This is a genomic window from Metabacillus herbersteinensis (assembly GCF_042433335.1).
In the GTDB taxonomy this organism is placed as follows: Bacteria; Bacillota; Bacilli; order Bacillales; family Bacillaceae; genus Metabacillus; species Metabacillus herbersteinensis.
The window spans coordinates 23,589-42,984 of record NZ_JBHLVO010000036.1; the positions used below are offsets into that span (position 1 = coordinate 23,589).

The 19,396-nt window shown below is 36.2% G+C and carries 15 protein-coding genes; 12 read left to right on the forward strand and 3 right to left on the reverse strand.

Annotated elements, in window-relative coordinates:
• The first annotated feature begins 324 nt into the window (after positions 1-324).
• Positions 325-1,233 (forward strand): endonuclease/exonuclease/phosphatase family protein, encoded by a 909-nt coding sequence (locus ACFFIX_RS24460; protein ID WP_378938746.1) that lies wholly within the window; start codon positions 325-327, stop codon positions 1,231-1,233.
• Positions 1,234-2,168: 935 nt separating this feature from the next.
• On the opposite strand, the gene ACFFIX_RS28020 is transcribed toward ACFFIX_RS24460, so the two are convergent.
• Positions 2,169-2,345 carry a hypothetical protein gene (locus ACFFIX_RS28020; protein ID WP_512700177.1) on the reverse strand — a complete coding sequence of 59 codons (177 nt, stop codon included), beginning with the start codon at positions 2,343-2,345 and terminating at the stop codon, positions 2,169-2,171.
• Between the two features lie 290 nt (positions 2,346-2,635).
• On the opposite strand from ACFFIX_RS28020, the gene ACFFIX_RS24465 reads away from it, so the two are divergent.
• From ACFFIX_RS24465 to ACFFIX_RS24475, 3 genes are all read left to right on the forward strand, one after another.
• Positions 2,636-3,289, forward strand: a complete 654-nt coding sequence (locus ACFFIX_RS24465; RefSeq protein ID WP_378938748.1) for a M50 family metallopeptidase — start codon at positions 2,636-2,638, stop codon at positions 3,287-3,289.
• Positions 3,290-3,385: 96 nt separating this feature from the next.
• Positions 3,386-3,844 carry a DUF3052 domain-containing protein gene (locus ACFFIX_RS24470; RefSeq protein WP_378938750.1) on the forward strand — a complete coding sequence of 153 codons (459 nt, stop codon included), beginning with the start codon at positions 3,386-3,388 and terminating at the stop codon, positions 3,842-3,844.
• A 245-nt stretch (positions 3,845-4,089) separates the two neighbouring features.
• On the forward strand, positions 4,090-4,281 hold the full coding sequence (locus tag ACFFIX_RS24475; protein WP_378938752.1) for a hypothetical protein: 192 nt from the start codon (positions 4,090-4,092) through the stop codon (positions 4,279-4,281).
• A 310-nt stretch (positions 4,282-4,591) separates the two neighbouring features.
• Here the strand turns inward: ACFFIX_RS24475 and ACFFIX_RS24480 are convergent, their stop codons facing one another.
• Complete coding sequence (locus ACFFIX_RS24480; protein ID WP_378938755.1) at positions 4,592-8,188, reverse strand: family 78 glycoside hydrolase catalytic domain; 3,597 nt, start codon at positions 8,186-8,188, stop codon at positions 4,592-4,594.
• A 916-nt stretch (positions 8,189-9,104) separates the two neighbouring features.
• Here ACFFIX_RS24480 and ACFFIX_RS24485 point away from each other — a divergent pair.
• The 8 genes from ACFFIX_RS24485 (at position 9,105) to ACFFIX_RS24520 (ending at position 18,951) form a co-directional block, all read left to right on the forward strand.
• Positions 9,105-10,148 carry an autoinducer 2 ABC transporter substrate-binding protein gene (locus ACFFIX_RS24485; protein ID WP_378938756.1) on the forward strand — a complete coding sequence of 348 codons (1,044 nt, stop codon included), beginning with the start codon at positions 9,105-9,107 and terminating at the stop codon, positions 10,146-10,148.
• A gap of 28 nt (positions 10,149-10,176) precedes the next feature.
• Positions 10,177-11,952 (forward strand): cache domain-containing sensor histidine kinase, encoded by a 1,776-nt coding sequence (locus ACFFIX_RS24490; protein WP_378938758.1) that lies wholly within the window; start codon positions 10,177-10,179, stop codon positions 11,950-11,952.
• Entirely contained in the window at positions 11,945-13,588 is a 1,644-nt protein-coding gene (locus tag ACFFIX_RS24495) for a response regulator transcription factor (RefSeq protein WP_378938760.1), read from the forward strand. The genes ACFFIX_RS24490 and ACFFIX_RS24495 overlap by 8 nt, the downstream gene beginning before the upstream one ends.
• A gap of 200 nt (positions 13,589-13,788) precedes the next feature.
• Complete coding sequence (locus tag ACFFIX_RS24500) at positions 13,789-15,300, forward strand: sugar ABC transporter ATP-binding protein (protein WP_378938762.1); 1,512 nt, start codon at positions 13,789-13,791, stop codon at positions 15,298-15,300.
• A gap of 31 nt (positions 15,301-15,331) precedes the next feature.
• Positions 15,332-16,369, forward strand: coding sequence for an ABC transporter permease (locus ACFFIX_RS24505; RefSeq protein ID WP_378938764.1), 1,038 nt, complete (start codon positions 15,332-15,334; stop codon positions 16,367-16,369).
• A 3-nt stretch (positions 16,370-16,372) separates the two neighbouring features.
• Positions 16,373-17,395 carry an ABC transporter permease gene (locus ACFFIX_RS24510; protein WP_378938766.1) on the forward strand — a complete coding sequence of 341 codons (1,023 nt, stop codon included), beginning with the start codon at positions 16,373-16,375 and terminating at the stop codon, positions 17,393-17,395.
• A 72-nt stretch (positions 17,396-17,467) separates the two neighbouring features.
• Entirely contained in the window at positions 17,468-18,523 is a 1,056-nt protein-coding gene (gene rhaS / locus ACFFIX_RS24515) for a rhamnose ABC transporter substrate-binding protein (protein WP_378938768.1), read from the forward strand.
• Between the two features lie 101 nt (positions 18,524-18,624).
• Positions 18,625-18,951, forward strand: a complete 327-nt coding sequence (locus ACFFIX_RS24520; protein WP_378938770.1) for an L-rhamnose mutarotase — start codon at positions 18,625-18,627, stop codon at positions 18,949-18,951.
• A 317-nt stretch (positions 18,952-19,268) separates the two neighbouring features.
• Here the strand turns inward: ACFFIX_RS24520 and ACFFIX_RS24525 are convergent.
• The coding region (locus tag ACFFIX_RS24525; protein ID WP_378938776.1) for an ATP-binding protein at positions 19,269-19,396 on the reverse strand (128 nt) is incomplete at its 5' end.

Genomic DNA, 19,396 nt, shown 5'->3' on the forward strand with positions numbered 1-19,396 from the left:
TAAATAGATATTTCTGTATCCCTCATAAGTGCCTGCTAACGATGTGAGATGAAACCAGATCATTACATATTGATTAAAATAAAGTAAACGTTAATAACATTATGAAAAAATTGCAAAGTTTAATAGGAGAAATTCACCAAGAAAATTTACAAAAGTTCTTGTTTCTCTCATACAAATAGCATGTTTTTTACGATTAAATCCTTGATTATACAGACTTTCTATTCTTTACCTACCATTGGTTACTTTTTTATCCTTTCTTTAACAAATAGTTAACATAGGAACGTTATGCTTTATTTGTAATACATACGAGGAGGGAAATTTAAGATGAGAAAAGTGTTAAATCCTGTTTTACTGTTGACAATGGTAGTTGTTTTGGTAAGTAGCATGTTTTCAGGTACGTCAAATGTGTTCGCTTTAGAAAAATCAGGACAAGCATCTGAGGTAGATTTAAAGGTAATGACTTATAATTTAAGGTATTTAAATAACAGTGATCCTTCGCCACATACATGGGCAGAAAGAGTTCCGGAAATTAAAAAACTCATTCGAATGGAACGACCAGATATTATTGGAACTCAGGAAGTTTTATATCAACAACTTAAGGATCTGGGTGCTAGTTTGCCAGATTACGAATGGATCGGTTTAGGGCGTGAGGGAGGAAATAAAGGGGAATACTCAGCTATTTTCTATAATGAAAACCGCTATTCTCCTTTAGAGTATGACCATTTTTGGCTATCAGATACACCAAATGTGATTGGATCCAAGTCCTGGGGGAACTCAATTCCACGTATGGTAACATGGGCGAAATTTCTTGATAAACAGAGCAATCAACAATTTTATGTGGTGAACACTCATTTTGACCATCAATCTGCAGAAGCAAGAGAGAAGAGTGCAGATTTAATTTTAGAAAAAATAAAAGCATTTGATGCGGAGCTACCTATTGTATTAACAGGGGATTTTAATACTAGTCCTGATAGTCTTCCACACCAAACGCTCACTAGTGACGGAGCATTTGATGATTTATGGGAAACTGCCCAAAATAGAAGTAATGAAAATCTTGGAACATTTAATGGTTTTAAGGATCCGACTGGTGGAGGACCAGATAGACGTATTGATTGGATTCTTGGAAAAGGAGACCTCTTAACGAAAACAATTGAAATTTTAGACTATAATAAAAATGGCCAATTCCCAAGCGATCATTATCCTGTTATGGCTGATTTGACAATGTCCTACTAAAATCAAAGAGATCAGAAGGTCTTAATCCTTGTTCGAAAAGGGTTAAGACTTTTCTTGTGTGAAAGAGATCCCACCTTGAGAGCTAACTGATCGTTTCATAGAAAGACTAAAGAAACTAAATATCTAAAAAAAACTCCAGCAAGATTTTACAGAATTTAAAGAAGAATACAGAAGAGACATGCAAAGGATAGATGTACGATTAAATGCAACAAATGAAAAACTTGATACTTTCAAGTTCGATACTGATTTATTAATAGAGAAAAATGCAAAACTAGAATTTTGAGTGAACAGAATAGAAAAGAATTTTGAAGTCTAAAAAGGGGCTCTTTTTTTGTATTTTTTTTTTGACTTCGCCTTCCTTAATGAGAGTAAAGAAAAGTTAAAATCGATTCTTTTCAAAAACAATATTATATGAAATAATTGGTAGTTTTATTTGATATAATTATGGTAGCTACAATGCAGGGTAGGGTAGCGGTGGTTACTCCCGAGGAAGAATGGGGGTGATGCCGTGTACGTTACAAGAGACGAATTAGATACAATGATCGCATTCGCAGCTTTGGTTGTTTCAATTATCGTTGTAGCAAGAAACAACGACAAAAAAAATGACTAGCCCACCCTGTCATTGGAAGAAGGTAGTGAACTAGTCTTTGCTTTACTGCCTCAGCCACCGCGCTTTACACTGCGGAGTAGCTGCAACAAGGAAGGCGGTTGGTGTATCAGCACCAATCGTCTTTTTAGTATATGTTAATACTGTTATAATAAACCAATTTAGGTTCATAATCAAGTCAGTCCGTTTCAAGGATTCCAGGCTCGTGTATTTATCAGTCGAAATAGCAAGTAGAAAAAGATTCAAGCAAAAGCACGAGCTTAACTGAATAACACTAGGAGCCCAAAACACAAACACCCGAATTATCAACTCCTAATTTGGCTACACTTTATTTCCCCCTACAATGCTTACAAACCTGCATCAACTTATTATTCTCATCCCGATATGGATAAAGCAACTTAACTCCCGTTCTCGGACACAAAGGACAAGTTCCTCTATATATTCTTCCTGCTTTTGCAGATATTCTCTTCAATGTTTTTCCTCGATTGCTTTTTGCCATTTCCATCCATCCCTACATCAAATTCAATCTATAATCCTTTTCTTTATTTAATGTTGGACTAGGGGAAAGATTGATAGGCGTTAACCTAAATTTTATTAAAAAATGTAGCAGGGCAGGATCACGATGAATAACCATTTTAATTTATAGATCGAAAAGAGTAAGTTTAGTGCTTTAAAAATTAGGATATCTAGTGATTTTGGAGGTTTAACACCTCAAATCGTTTAATCTCTTCAAATTTTAGTTAAAATAGACTATAGAATAATTGGGCAGTAACCAGTCCTCGTGGGGGAGAAAAAATGGTTGATTCTTTACTTATATATATAGTAGTTGCTTATGTGATTTCATTTGTACCATTTATTGGTCGTTATGTAACGGTAATCAATACATTGGTTCATGAAAATGGTCATGCAATTGCGGCCTTACTTTTGAAGGGGAAGGTGTATTCGATTAAGCTGTTTATGAACACTGAAGGCGAAGCGGTGACAGGCCAACGTGGATGGTTTTCAAGTGTGGTTACCGCATATGCGGGTTATACTTGTTCTTCATTGGTTGCTTATCTTTGTGTTTATTTCCTACATAGAGGTCAGATAGTGTGGATTCTTTATGGATTCCTCGCAATCGCTCTGGTGAACCTGATCCTCTGGATACGAAACCTCTATGGGATTGTTTGGCTTCTTTCGTTTGTCGTCTTGTGTTGGTGGACTGTGTATAATGGTCCTCTTTTTTTACAGACTTTCGTTGCCTATTTCTTAACCGCCGTCCTGTTAACTCAGTCAGTTTTATCTGCATTTCAAATTTTCATCTTGAGTGTTTTGAAAAGGAAAGAAGCAGGGGATGCAACTAGCTTGGCGCATTATACAAGCATACCTGCCATGTTCTGGGGTGCCTTGTTTTTGGTGCAATCCTTGTATGTGGCCTATCAAGCTGTAGAGCCCTTAGTAAATTTTTAACATTAATAAATAGATTAATATGTCGATAGGAAAAAGAAGAGATGATATAGAATTTAAAGCTGTAAAGGCTATCCAGACAGGAAGGGAATGATTACGATGTCAGAAACACAGCCAATTATAAAAAAACTGCAATTTAAAGATAAAGGGCAACCAGTCTTAATTGTTCAAGCACCTACTGCTTATAATGAAGTCATCGCTGCGTTTGAGGGGGAGGTCCATCAACAGGCTACGATTGAGAGCTATGATTTTGTACAAGTTTTTGGGACCACGAATGAGGAGCTTCAAACGGCAGCGAAAGGTGTTGAACGCTATGTAACTGAAGACGGTTTGTTCTGGCTTTGCTACCCGAAAAAGTCTTCAAAAACTTACAAAGGTTCAGACTGCAGCCGTGAAAGTGTTGCAACTCTGCTAGCATCTGAAGGCTACGAACCCGTACGTCAGGTTGCGATCGACGAAGATTGGTCAGCGTTACGATTCCGTAAAGTCGAAAACATTAAAACAATGATTCGAAAGTTTGCGGTTACAGAAATGGGTAAGCAGCGTACGGAGGAGTAATTTATCATACTATTTTAGATTTTAAGATTATAACCAACTTTATTTTATACTTTTATACTTTTATACTTATCGTAACCCTAGTGCTCATTATCAATAAGAATTTTTTGTTCTTCATAAATACTACTTCAGTTAGTCCAGTTATTTATCATGGTGCTCCGGTGGTGAGTATGAAAAGCTGAAAGGTGGATTCATCGTTGGCCATTCTTTACTTACAGCACGTGGAATTTCTTTTGTGAGTGAAAGATATGAAGGAAAATGCTTTATCAATCCTACTATCTATTGTTTTACTCTTCTCGACAGTTGGTTGTAGTAGTCATAAAATGATTCAAGTTCTTCGTGGTGGAGAAGAGGGTACTAATACACATAAGTTCTCTGAAGACATGGAAAGCTTGGCTGAAATGGAGCCAAGCTTTTCATTGTTGTTTAGGAAATTATAAAATTCTTGTACTGTGGATAACGTTTCTGAATCCAGCTCCAGCGCCTAGCCCCTCGAGGTCATAAGTCAATTATAAATTTAAGGCAAAGAACACCTTCTATTTATAATCGCCTTATGCTATGCCTAAGGCTGTTCAAGGCGCTTGCGCTTTTGTTCTTTTAATATATGATATAAAAATTGTAAAATATAGACTCATAGAGGAACTGAGGTAAGGTGTTTTCCTTATCTCAGTTCCATATTGTTAGTGTTTACATTTCTTGATAGATAGAAAATACTACAATAAAAAAACTAAGATTGGGTCTTCTTTAAAACTACTTTTTAGAACCTGCAATAATAGAACGGAAATCATAATTTCCTGCCTCAAGTTCATAGACTGCTTTGCCATCTTTAAACTCTACAAACGTAACTCCTTCAGCCTCAGCAATTGGCTGGCCACCTTCTTTGATAGTTTTAACATTGTTGGATGGGATATAAACAGTAGCAGTTGTATTTGCCGGCACAGTCGCGCTATAAGTGAAAGTACCATTTTTAACTTTCCATGCACTGTTTATTCTGCCATACATAGAATCATAGTGACCTTCAGCCCAAGTCATTACACCATCTGGATCTGGAGTAGGCTGGAGGATAAAGTGCTTAAAGCCAGGATTATTCGGATCTCGCTGAATACCGAGTGACTGATTATACATCCAAGCACCTACGGCTCCGAAGGAATAGTGATTAAAGGAATTCATACTGTTGTTACCACCGAAACCATCTTCGACAGTGTAAGAATTTAGTCGTTCCCAAATCGTAGTTGCGCCATTTTTCACAGAATACAACCATGATGGATAAGATGTTTGCTGTAATAAGCGATAAGCGACATCATTGTATCCATTTTCAGACAGTGCCTGACTTATCGAGGCTGTACCTATAAATCCTGTCATTAGTGAATACGGAGGACGTGTTACTCCTGTGTCATCAGTGTTTTCACGCATAACTGCAGCAGCTAGGTGGTCTGCGGCATAAGGAATATTCTCATCGCTGAAGACATCAAGTGCCAATGGTACAGCATAGGAAGCCTGGGTGTCGGAGATGATCCCAGCAGGCTTGATTGTTTTTTTAGTTTTTACATCTACAAATTTTGTATTAAAGAAAGCCTTACGATCTTTATAGTCTTTCCAATAGCCTGCAGCATCCGCAGTTTCTCCAAGTGCTTCAGCGGTTTTAGCCATAATCCACAAATCATATACATGATAGGCAGTAACAATTATATCATTCCCAGTTTTATTGTTTTCTGGGCTAAGCCAGTCCCCTAACCTGCTATCGGATACTAGGCCTGTAGTTGGGTTGACCGTTGAATCCAAGTAGGAGATATATTTTTTCATAGCGTCATAATGCTCTTTCAATAAACTTACGTCGCCATACTGTTGGTATGCCTCCCAAGGAACTGTCATTCCTGCGCTACCCCAGAGAAGACCACCGAATCCTGGACCGACCGGTGCAACATCGGGAAACCTACCTGCAGCACTCTGATTATCACGATTAGCGATCATATGTCGATTGAAGAATTGATTCACATTGTCAAGATAAGTTGCGGTACGGGAGAACACTGAAATGTCACCACCCCAACCCATACGCTCATTACGCGCAGGAGTGTCAGTAGGAATGGAGAGGAAGTTACCCCGCATCGACCATGTAATATTTTCCCAAAGCTTATTAACTGTAGGGTTTGATGTTTTATAGCTTGAGTCTAAATCTTTGATCGAACTAATAACTACACCTTGCACTGCCTCCAAGGGAAGAGCCTCATCAATTCCAGTAATCTCGATATAACGGTAGCCATGGAAGGTGAAACGAGGTTTGATAACCTGACTGCCTTCCTTAGAGATGTAAGTATCTTGGTTCAATGCTGCACGTAGGTTTTCCTGCATGATCATACCAACGTTTTCTCTAGATTCTGGTAGATCTGGATATAACACTTCTGCGACTCTCATTGTGATCTTATTACCTGCAGTACCGTCTTTGATCGTAATTTTTGGAACTCCGACCATGTTTTGACCCATGTCATAAACATAGACACCAGGGCGAATTTCAGTCACATTTTTAGCCGTTAGCGTTTTTACAGCGCTGGCGTTTTCACCAATCTGACCAATGAGCTGCATTTTGTCATAATTATAGCCATTCCAAGTTGTAGACTTATCAAGAGGAACTTCAACAGCACTTTTCCACTCGCTGTCATTATAAGCTGTATTGTTCCAACCATTAATCGCAGATTCCTTAGTAGCGTCATAAGTCTCTCCCATGAAGAAACTTCCGTAACGCACTGGACCATCGTTATTGTATTTCCAGTCAGTTGGATTAGTGGTGACCACTTTATTTGTACCGTCTTTATACGTAATAACCAACTTTGCTAACAGAGACTGGCGGTCACCAAAGTAATTCCAGTTTGAACCATAGTTAAGGAGTCCACTCCACCATCCCTCTCCTAACATCGCTCCAATAGCGTTGTCTCCTTTCTTGATCATATCTGTAACATCATAAGTTTGGTACATGTGAGTGAGGTTGTATTGTGTATAGCCAGGGTTAAAATAGTCTTCCCCAACCCGTTCACCGTTGATGTACATTTCATAGACACCGCGAGCAGTGGCATACACGCGAGCGCTTTCAATCTTCTTATCATCATTTGTAAATTCTGTACGAAGCATCGGCATCGAGTTGCGGCTTGGATCCGCCACTATTAAGGCCCCATTGGTACCGCCATCTACTACATAAGCACCGTTGTTTATCTTGAGCCCTGAATCCACGTTATTTACGGCGTCTGAATAGATACCACTGTAAACGTCTGTTGTCAACTCTTCTTTAAACAGCGTATTGGAAGGACTTCGTCTGTGGTTCACTTCGACGTTTTTAAAAGACGCGGTTTGTCCAGCATCCACCGAAAATCCAATATCGGCTAACATTCCCACATGAGTAAGATAATCATGATTATTGCCCACTGGGTTGAGGACTCCATTGAACACCCTGTTAGTTGCAGTGTTCGTACCGTCTATAAATACTTGGTATGCCCCAAAGGTGCCCCAAATATGGAAATCGTGTGGTTTGTTCTTATTGTCGTTGTTGATCAATGTTTGTGGAATCTCGACAGTACTAAACGGTTTACTAGACGAGTCACTTTCTACAAAGCCTACACGATAGACCTTTAATTTTGCAAGACCTGTGGAAGTACCATCAACATCCGAAACATCTAGTTCAAACTTAACATAACTCTCATTTTTACCATTTTCAATCTGGTAAATGTTCTTATTTTTATCCATCATGCGACTATCATTTGCATTCAATACAAAGCCTGCTTTGGTGGAGCTTTTGTCCAGTCCTAGCGTATACTTTACATTGAAAACCGACAGGTAATGAGAATAAAATACTAGGTCGTCATTTCCGCCCCCAATCCAGGTTGCGCCGTCCCATGCAGACAAATTTGGATCGGGGTTCATAAGACCAGTTTCAAACCATGAATTTGACGATGAGGTTTTGCCGCTTTGATCCCAAACTGTCACAGTCCAGTTATACCTTGTGGTTGCTTTTAATTCGTTGCCTGCATATTGAATGCCAAGCGAGACATCACTATTAACCTTTTTTGTATCCCAAACTATCTTGTTTTTTGAGTCTTTGATCACGATTTGATAGGCAGTCTGTAAATCCCCACGACTTCCAGACTCAGTACTCATTTGCCAACTAAAACTCGGCTTTTCTACATCTGTCCCTATAGGTGTTTTGGTGTAGTCAACCATGAGGTTAGTTACTTCGAATGACTTATTATTTTTAGCAGAAGCTGAGGGACTTAGGCTACTTATTACCATACTTACCATAAGAAGTATTATTAGGGTTATACTTAATATATTTTTAGAAAATATTACGTGCGAATTATTCATCATGTCCTCCTTCAATATAGTACATATTTAAACATTTTTTAAAGTAATAATTCATTTCCTCCTCTCTGAATGTATTGGATGTCCATTTCATCTACTCCTCTTTACCAGATTAGTAGATGAAAACTATCTCTCCCCTTTCTTCATGAGTAAAATTTATACAAAACAGTAGATGATACTGGTTGTATCTATAGTTGATTCAAATTACCCTAATCTAACTTTTCCTTTTTAGGAGAAATAGTTGATAACGCTTTCAAATTTGCAGTAATAAATGATAGCCTGCACATTTAAGAAGTTGAGAAGTCCATATTCATAAGGATTAGTCATTTTATATAATTGTAAATTTTTATATTTTCTATAATGATTTTATAATAGTTGCAATTTTCAGGAAAGTAGATAAACTTCGGATAAGGGGGAGGATTTTCGGGATAAGTTCTATATTAAAGGAAAATCATGTTAAAACCTTTATAGAATTTAATGTATAATTTGGTAAATGAAAACACATTTTAAATAGGGCTTATTTGAGTAGCTATTGTGGAGACAAGAACATGATTATCGTTACTATAGTCACAGGATCTGCTCCATTATTACAGCTCTTTTGGGATTTTTAAAGCGAATATAGCCTTCCAAAGAATTTTTCATTATGTACTTTATAAAATAAAAACACAATGGTAAATGATAAATCTTTAATACTTTGCATAGTGCTGTGTTTTCATCGGCAGAGTCTATGATATAGTTCTCTCCTTATAATAGGAATCTTTAATTATCGGTATTTTATAGGTGAGTTAGTGTGAATTATATATCTAATAGCAAATAAAGATAATAAAAGGGAAATAAACATATGTTATGCTTTAAGTAATATATTTATGGGAAAATACAACTAGAGTAGTCAAATAGTACTTTTAAAAGGGGGCAGAAGATGTTAAAGAAGATACTCTGGTATCAAATATTTTTATTGATTGTAAGCGGTTGCAGCCCTTCGTTACCAAACAATAACGAATACAAAGTTGTCTACTCTAATGAACCATTACAACCAGAGAATGAAAGTCAAGAGGTAAAAGAATACACAATAGCAATCATACCTAAAGTAATCAATATCCCTTATTTCAATGCAATAGAAGAAGGTGCTATTGAAGCTGGAAAAGATTTAGGGGTTAATGTTATTTACAAAGGACCTAGTATTGCTGACTCAACTCAGCAAATAAAGATAATAAATGATCTTATTGAAAATGAAGAAGTAGATGTCATTGCCATATCAGCAAATGATCCTGAAAAATTGATCCCTATTTTAAAAAAGGCACAACGAAATCAAATTAGGGTAATTACTTGGGATGCAGATACACTTCCAGAAGGTAGGGAGTTTTTTATTAATATGGTGAATCCGGAAACATTGGGCAGACATTTAATGGATACCCTTGCTTGGAATGTAGGTGAAGAAGGCGAATTTGCGATTATGACTGGTGCACATTCTGCATCTAATTTAAATGAATGGCTGAAGTGGATACAAACACAACAGGAGGAATACTATCCGAATATGAAACTAGTAGATATTTCAGCAACAGATGATGACCCGCATAAAGCATATGTCATTGCCCAACAACTACTAAATGATTATCCAGATTTGAAGGGTATTATTGGAAATTCGTCAGTTGGCCCTCCCGCAGCTGCACAAGCTGTTATGGAAGCAGGTAAATCAGGAGAAATAGCAGTAGTCGGTTTATCTTCACCTAATCCAATGAATGAGTACTTAAAGGATGGATCAGCACAAGTCATCACATTATGGAGTCCGAAAAAGCTAGGTTATTTAACAGTATCACTTAGTAAAAATATACTAACGGGTTCATTGCCTTATGATAATCAAGAAATTCCAGGAGTAGGCAAAATCCGAATGATTGATGATATGGTCATAATGGGCGAACCAATTGACTTTACAAGGGAAAATGTTGATCAATATGATTTTTAAAAGGTTTAAGTTAAGAAATTATAAACTAATGACAAAGCTCATGATCACCTATTTACTACTAACTGTCATTCCCATCTCATTATTAGGTTACATTGCTTACAGTCAATATACAAAATCAATAGAAGAGCAAGTCGGGGAATACATTCCGAAATTATTAGAGCAAGCAAATGAAAACATAAATAACCAAATTAACGAGTTAAAACAGCTTCCAGATTCATTATACAATTCATCACAAGTAATTGAAGTGCTAAGACAGGACTCGTATCAAAGTAAATCGAACTTGTTAAAGGATGAATTTTTAGTTAACGGCTATTTATCAAGAACGTATATTAATGGTGGTAATACAGATATATTGGGTGTTTTCATCCTCTCTAAAAATAGGTTATTTACTAGTACGAAAACTCCGTTTACTGGTTTTGATATGCAAACTTTCCCCTTACCATATGGGCAGGATCTCGATTTGAAAGGTAAAGAAGAGATCATCCTTCCATATCAAACAAATCTAACATTTAGAGGGGATCCTCCTTTTATTCTATTGATGAGGCAATTAAGAGATTATGAGAACCAAGAGAACCTTGGAACGATCTTTATTGCTGTTGAGTTAACTTTCTTTGAAAAGGCTTTAAAAAGTCTGGATCAAGACCAAAAGTCAAAAATTTGGTTAACGGATCAAAGTGGTCGGATTATTTTTCATACAGAACCTCATTCAATAGGAGATCTTGATAATGAATTTGTAGATTATCCACAAATAAATGGAAGTTTTCGGACAACTGAACATGAGGACAACCAACTAATTAGCATGGATAAGCTTCAAGAATCTGAGTGGTATTTATTTCATAGGATTCCATTAAGTGACCTAACAAAAGAAACGGATGTTGTTCGGAATGGAACCATCATCGTGTTTATTGGATTTGCTTTACTCAGTACAATCATATCTATTATTCTAGCTTGGAATGTTTCAAACCCACTTAATAAACTTACGAAATTAATGAAACAAGTTGAAAAAGGAAACTTCAATGTAGATCTCCCAATTGATACAAAGGATGAAGTCGGAATACTGGCCAATAGCTTTAATTCGATGATTCAAGAAATTAACCAATTAATAAAAAAGAATTATCAAATCGAATTACGACAAAAGGATGCAGAACTCTATGCTCTTCAATCACAAATCAATCCACACTTTATGTACAATACGTTAGAAACCATTGGGTATGCAGTTGAAGAAGGGGAAAAAGATGCGGTTGTTAAAATGGTTACATTGCTAGGCAGAATGTTAAGGTATTCGCTTAACAATAAAGAAAAGTTAGTTCCTATTTCTTTAGAAGTGATGCATATGAATGATTATTTAACCATCCAAAAATTCAGGTTTGAAGATCGAATCGATTTTACGATTTTTGAAGATATAGATACAAACCTATACTATACACCAAAATTCATTTTGCAGCCTATTATAGAAAACGCAATAAAATATGGCCTTGAGCAACATCACAAATGTGTAATTGATATTTCAATTAGTAAAAATGAAAGAGACGAATTAATAGTACGTGTAAAGGATAATGGACCAGGAATCGAAGAAAACATTCTAACAAATTTAAATGAGACTTTGAAAACAAACCCAATGGCAAGAAGAGATTCAAAGTTTGGTCTAATAAATGTACATGCAAGGATTGCAATGATCTTTGGAGAAACTTATGGACTACAAGTGAATAGTGAATATAACAAAGGCACTGAGGTGATCGTCAAAATACCCGCTTTAACGAGATCTGAAGTAAACAATGTAAATGGAGGTGGGGAGCATGCTTAAAAAAATAAGAACTGTTATTGTAGATGATGAAGCAAGACTTAGACGTGGGATTGAACGATTAGTTTTATCATGTGATGACGACTGGGAAATCGTCGGAAGTTTTAGCAGTGGGAATGAATGTTTATTAGCTTTTCAACAAACAGAGCTTTCGTTTGACCTATTAATCACCGATGTAAAAATGCCAGGGATGGACGGATTAACACTAATAAAAGAAATGAAGAAAACAAAATCTTTTCATGCAATGGTTATTAGTGGTTTTGATGATTTTCAATTTCTTCAAACAGCCATGCGTGAAGGTGCTAGTGATTATATGATTAAGCCGATTGATCGTGATGAATTTAAAGTACAATTAAAGAAGATCAGGGAAAAAATCATGACTCAATGGGACGAGTTTCAACATATAGAAGAAATTGAATTAAAAGCTTCTCAGCTCTCATATATAAAGCATACTCAAAAACTAAGCCAAATAACATGGCAAAAAGATATTGACCTTTCACTTCTAGAATGGACGAAGGACTTTCCGACTGGGGATTACCTCCTATTGTACGTAAGTATGGATAATCTTGTGAGTAAGGCGAAGTCATTTCATAAAGAAGATTGGAATGCTTGGACATTTGCTATTGAGAACATATCTGATGAAATGATGAATAAACTAAAACACTCTTCAATTCAAGCTTGGAAATGGAAAGGAGACGATTTATCCTTTTGGTTACTACTCCATGTTCGGGATGACAAAGTTGAATTATTTCAGGAAATTAGTGTTCAATTTGCAGAAGAATTAAAGTCAAATATTAAACAGTTTACACCATTAACGTGTTCAATTGCAGTTAGTCAGAAAATCGGAGATCTCACTCTATTATCAAGTGTAAAGGACGAGCTCCTAACCTTTATTCAATTCCGCTTACTTTATGGAGGAAATCAAATCTTTTCGAATTCTATTATCGAGAAGTGGAAAGAAAAAAAAGGTGGACGGGATAATAAAGAAGTAGAAAATAAAATTAATAAAATAATTTTTTCTTTAGATAGTATGAATCAAGAAAGAACAAAGCGAGAAATATCTAATTTTTTGAATATGATCGAAACGTTAGAATCACCTAAAGAAATCGAGCAATCGCTACACTTATTAGGTATTCAAATCATCAATTACATGATAAAAAATACCCAAGGAAAAGATGAATTTCCACTTATCCAAGAAGTGTTTGGCTTAACCAAGAAAATGGCTAATCTAATAGAATTAAAAAATGGAGTATTTGAATGGACCAAAAAGGTACTAGACATTTTAGAAAGAAAAACTGAAACTCAAAACATCGATCATATTGATATTGCTAAAAAGTGGATCGTAAATCATCTTGACCAAAACGTAACAATTCATAAGATAGCAAGTCAAGTATATATGAATCCAACTTATTTTTGTGAATACTATAAAAGCCAAACTGGGGAAACTGTTCTTGATTATGTAACCCGAATTCGAATTGAAAAAGCAAGAGAACTCTTGCTAACTACTGACTTAAAAATTTATGATATATCGGTTAAAGTCGGTTACACAGATACGAAATATTTCAGTAAGTTATTTAAGAAACATTATGGAGAAGTCCCTTCAAAATATAAAGAGAGAATGAAATTAGAACAAATTTAACTTCCTTTACTAGGGAGTTTTTTTGTTTTATTTTGAAATATCAGAAAATTTTCACCCTAAACCGAAAATCGTCTCCTACAATAAATACCCATCATTCATTAAGATGTATGTAAGCGCATTCTTAATATCGTTCATTTTTTATTAAGATTCATATATAGCCACAAAGTAAGTATCCAAAACAAAGTGTTAGGAGTGAAAACATGTCAGAGTATGTTCTTGAACTAAGAGGGATAACAAAGGAATTTCCAGGTGTAAAGGCTCTCGATAATGTTCATTTTAAATTAAAAGCAGGAGAAATACATGCGTTGATGGGCGAAAATGGTGCAGGGAAATCCACATTTATCAAGGTTATAACTGGTGTCCATTCACCCAATTCAGGTGATATGTATTTAAATAGTGAAAAGGTGCAATTCGATAATCCAAAAGATGCTCAAAAAATGGGAATAGCAGCGATTTATCAGCATGTTACGAACTATCCTGATTTAAGTGTCACTGAAAATATCTTTATGGGACATGAAAAGGTCCAAAAAGGGACGAAGAGATTACGATGGAAAGACATGCACACTGAAGCAAAAAGTATTTTACGAGATTTAGGATCTTCAATTGATCCAAAAACAGAAATGGGAGCCCTAAGTGTGGCACAACAGCAAATCGTCGAAATTGCAAAAGCAATTTCAACAAATGCAAAAATCATCATTATGGATGAACCAACAGCAGCGTTAACGGCGAGAGAGAGTGAAGAACTCTATAAAATTACAGAACGGTTACGTGATCAAGGCGCATCGATTATTTTTATTTCTCATCGATTCGAAGATATGTATAGACTAGCAAGTCAAGTGACTGTGCTCAGAGATTCTAAGTATATTGGCTCTTGGGGAGTAAATGAAATAACAAACGATAAGCTTATCGTTGCGATGGTAGGTCGAGAAATAACTCAGGTGTTTCCGAACAAAAAAGCTAAAATTGGCGAAAAATTACTAGAGGTTAATGGCCTTGGGAAAGTGGGTTACTATGCAGACATTTCCTTTACACTTCATAAAGGTGAAATCCTAGGATTAACAGGTCTAGTTGGAGCTGGTAGAACGGAAGTCTGTCAGTCTCTTTTTGGGATTACTTCCTATGAAAGAGGAGAAGTTTATTTAAAGGGACAAAAGATAAACTTGAAAGATCCAAAAGCTGCAATGAACTTAGGAATTGGCTATTTACCAGAAGATCGTCAATTACAAGGGTTGGTTTTAGATTGGGGAATTGGAAGAAATATTACTTTACCAGCGTTGAAGGAACTGTCTAGTAAAGGTTGGTTAAATAATAAAAAAGAGTCCTCGATCGCAAAGAAGTTAGCAGAAAAAGTAAACGTCAAAGCAAACAGTATTTTTGACTTAGTAAGCTCACTGTCTGGTGGAAATCAACAAAAAGTAGCTGTTGCAAAACTACTTACAGCAGACCTGGATATCATTATTCTTGATGAACCAACAAAAGGTGTTGATGTCGGTGCAAAGTCAGCAATTTATGAAATCATAAATGATTTAGCAGCTGGAGGCTATGGAATTATTATGATCTCATCAGAAATGCCTGAAATATTAGGAATGAGCGATAGAATTGTTGTGATGCGAGAAGGCAGAATCACAAGGGTACTAAACAAAGAGGATGCCACACAGGAAGTTATTTTAGAAGCTGCAATGAGTGATATAAAGGGGAAAGAAGTAGGTTAATAGTAGACTTTAAACAAACGAGGTGAAGAGCATGCCTGAAAATGTCATAGAGAACCCAACACAACTACAGTCTCAAGTGGAAAAAACATCAAAGCTATCAAATATTTATAAATTTAGGGAATTAGGATTATTAGGTTTTATCATCATCCTATCGTTAGCAGTACAGTTACGTAACCCAAGCTTTTTAAGTGGGGAAAACATTAATGACATGATGACAAATACAGCCATCTTAAGTATTTTGGCACTTGGGATGATGCTTGTATTAATTACAAGAGGAATAGATTTATCAATTGGGTCCACAATAGCCATCTCAGGGATGGTTGCTGCACAAGTCGTTAGTACGTATCAAGACCTGAATCCTGTTCTTATTATTTTATTAGGCACATTAATTGGTATGTTCTGTGGAGCAATTAATGGAGTATTAATTGCTAAGATTGGCCTTTTGCCTATCATTGCAACACTAGCGATGATGAATATCTTTAGAGGAATTACGTTCAAGATTAGTGGTGGTGAATGGATAAGTTCTTATCAAATGCCTAAGAGTTTTGTCTCCATTGCAACTGGTACTACTCTTGGTATTAATAATTTAATCGTAATTGCCGTTATTATTTATCTATTGTTTTTCTACCTTATTAACCATACAAGAACAGGGAGACAAATCTATGCAGTCGGTAGTAATCCTGATTCAGCTAAAATAAGTGGAATCAAGGAAGATCGAATCTTAATGCTTGTTTACACCATCATGGGGGGATTTGCTGGACTTTCAGGTGTGTTATGGGTGTCAAAGTTTGCTTCAGCTCAAGGAGATACAGCTTCAGGCTATGAGCTAACAGTTATCGCGGCATGTATTCTCGGTGGAGTAAGTATTGCCGGTGGTTCTGGGAAAATATCAGGAATTATTCTTGGTTCAATTTTATTAGGAATTTTAAATAATGCATTGCCATTATTAAATGTATCACCATTTTGGCAAACAGGTATTCAAGGTCTCATTATCCTCGTTGCTGTTATTATAAACACTCTTGTTAAAAGAGGTGTCGATCGAAATAATCTGATGAGGAGGAAAATATAAGCCATGGAACAGAGAACAATGCTGGATAAACAAGGGTATATACAACGAAATATCCTTGATAAAAATGAATTTAGCCTAAAAGGATTTTTCCTGCAATGGGAATGGATGCTTGTTATCATCTTAGTTGTTGTCACGATCATTAACGCAAATCTATCACCTTATTATTTGAACTATGCTAGTTTACGAGATGGAACGATGATTTTCTTAGATAAAGCGTATATTGTGTTCCCGATGGCCATGATCATGATTCTTCGAGACATCGATATATCAGTAGGTTCAACCGTTGCCTTATCATCTGTTGTGATGGCAACGATGTATAACAGCTTAGGTGTTCCAATGGAATTGGCAATCGTAATATGTTTGGCTGTTGGTGCCCTTTGCGGACTGATAAATGGAATGTTAATTGTTAAGTTTAAAGAGTTATCAGCTGTAATCGTAACATTAGGGACAATGATTCTCTATCGTGGAATCGCCTACGTTATCTTAGAAGATCAGTCCTCAGGAAACTTCCCCGAATGGTTCGGCTTCTTTGGTTGGGGCTATATCTTTGGGATCCCGTTCATCTTAATTTTATTTGTGATCGTCGCAATAGTTTTTGGATTGATTCTTCATAAAACAACTTTTGGTCGACAAATTTTTGCGATGGGTAAAAACCCCACTGCAAGTCGCTTTTCTGGAGTGAAAGTCGATAAGGTGAAAATTATTGTCTTTACGTTAGCTGGACTTATGGCTGGTCTAACAGCACTATTTTTATCTTCAAGAATGGGAAGTACAAGACCAAATGTAGCGAACATGTATGAACTAGATGTTATTGCTATGGCTGCATTAGGTGGCATTAGTACAGCAGGTGGAAAAGGAAAAATCATTGGTACAGTTATCGCAGTGTTCATTATTGGCTACCTTCAATACGGACTAGGGCTCATTAATATCCCAGCACAGACACTGCTGATTATTGTTGGTGTATTGCTGATCTTAGCTGTTGCAGTTCCAAAGATAAAACTACCGAATTTTACTAAGAAAAAATAATCAAATTGTTATACTCCAGTTTTTAAAACTGTTATGTATATAAAAATTTAAAACAATAAGGGGAGAAAGAGAATGAAGAAGTTTTTATCGATGTTCCTATCCATTGTATTCCTATCTTCAATACTAGTAGCTTGTAGCCAAGGGGCACCTCAAAGTGGAACTTCCACAAATGACGAAGGTGGGGAAGACAGCGGCGGAAAACCAAAATACGCATTTATCTTTAAAAACACGGGAAATCCATACGGAGAGAAAATGATGGATGGTTTTAAAACAGCTATAGAAGAACTTGGTGGAGAAGTGATCTTACGTTCTCCAGACCAGCCGACTGCTGAAGGCCAAATCCAAATCATTGAACAACTTATTACACAAAAAGTAGCGGCAATTGCAATTGCCGGAAATGACCAAGACGCATTAGAGCCTGTTTTAAAGAAGGCGATGAGTCAGGGGATAAAAGTACTATCAGTTGATTCAGCTGTAAATGCTAACAGTCGTGATCTCCATGTTAACCAAGCAAATCCTGAAAGAATTGGTCGTATTCAAATCGAAGCAGTTGCTGAAATGATTGGTGGAGAAGGGCAAATTGCTGTATTAAGTGCTACTTCACAAGCAACAAATCAAAACCTCTGGATTGAGTGGATGAAAAAAGAGCTAGAAAAACCAGAATATGAAAAGGTTGAACTTGTTAAAGTCGCTTACGGTGACGATTTAAGAGATAAGAGTGTATCTGAAACAGAAGCATTATTAAAGTCATATCCTGATTTAAAAGCAATTATTGCTCCAACAACAGTTGGGATTGCGGCAGCAGGTAAAGTATTGACCGACAAAGGACTAGAAGGAAAAGTAAAATTAACAGGTTTAGGCCTTCCAAGTGAAATGGCTAGTTATATTGAGAGTGGTGTTTCTCCATGGATGTACTTATGGAACCCAATCGATGTAGGGGCAGCAGCGGGATATACTGCACATGCATTAGTTGAAGGAACGATAAACGGAGAACTTGGTGAGGCGTTTGAAGCAGGTGAATTAGGTAGCCAAGAAATAGTTGAAGATGATGAAGGCACACAGATTATGCTTGGAGACCCATTCAAATTTGATGCTGATAATATTGCTGAATGGAAAGATGTTTATTAATAGTTAAATAGTAAAAAAAGCCGAGTCTAACAATCTTCTCATATGACAAGAGAGTAGGCTCGGTTCTTTTTAAATGTATTAAAGAAATTGGAGGGATACTGATGAACACTAGTAATAAATTCGCATGGACTTGGAAAATAAAAGAAGATCAGCTAGAAGAGTATGTACAGCTACACCTTAATCCATGGCCAGAAATCATGGAAGAGCATAGGAAAGCAGGCATAAAAAACTATTCTATTTTTCAAAATGGAAACCAATTCTTTTATTGCTTTGAATGTGATGATGTGGATTCAGCGTTTGACTATATTGCAAAAAGTGATGATTGTAATAAGTGGAATGCGATTACTTCTAAGATGGTGGAAGGGTCTTTTGACTTTAATGAAGCGGAGCCGATTAGACCGATGAAAGAAGTGTTTTATTTAGAATAATTGATTATTTTTACTTGTCTTAAATCAATCCCTTCAAGAAAATCTTAACTATATTATTAGCTTGTAGGCAAAGTCCTAAGGTATGGGGTTTTGCCTACAAGTCTATATTTTAGCTGAAGAAGTTTGTTGTTTTCAAAGATTGAATGCTAGATTTGTTGACCACATCAAACATGGAGTGTAGATAGTTTAAAAAAGATAAAACACTTAGCACTTAAATAAACCTAAGTGTTTATAATCACGAAAAAAGTCCAAGTAACAAGCAGTGCTTACCTTAACAATTTATAGGTAATGTAAGAATGCTTTTTATTTAATTAGATTTAAGCAGGAATTGTTATAAGAAATATTGTACCTTTGCCTTTTTCACTTTCGACTTCAATTATTCCTTTAACTTTATTGATTGTACTGTAAACCATGAGCATGCCAAGACCTGTTCCTTCTTCTTTTG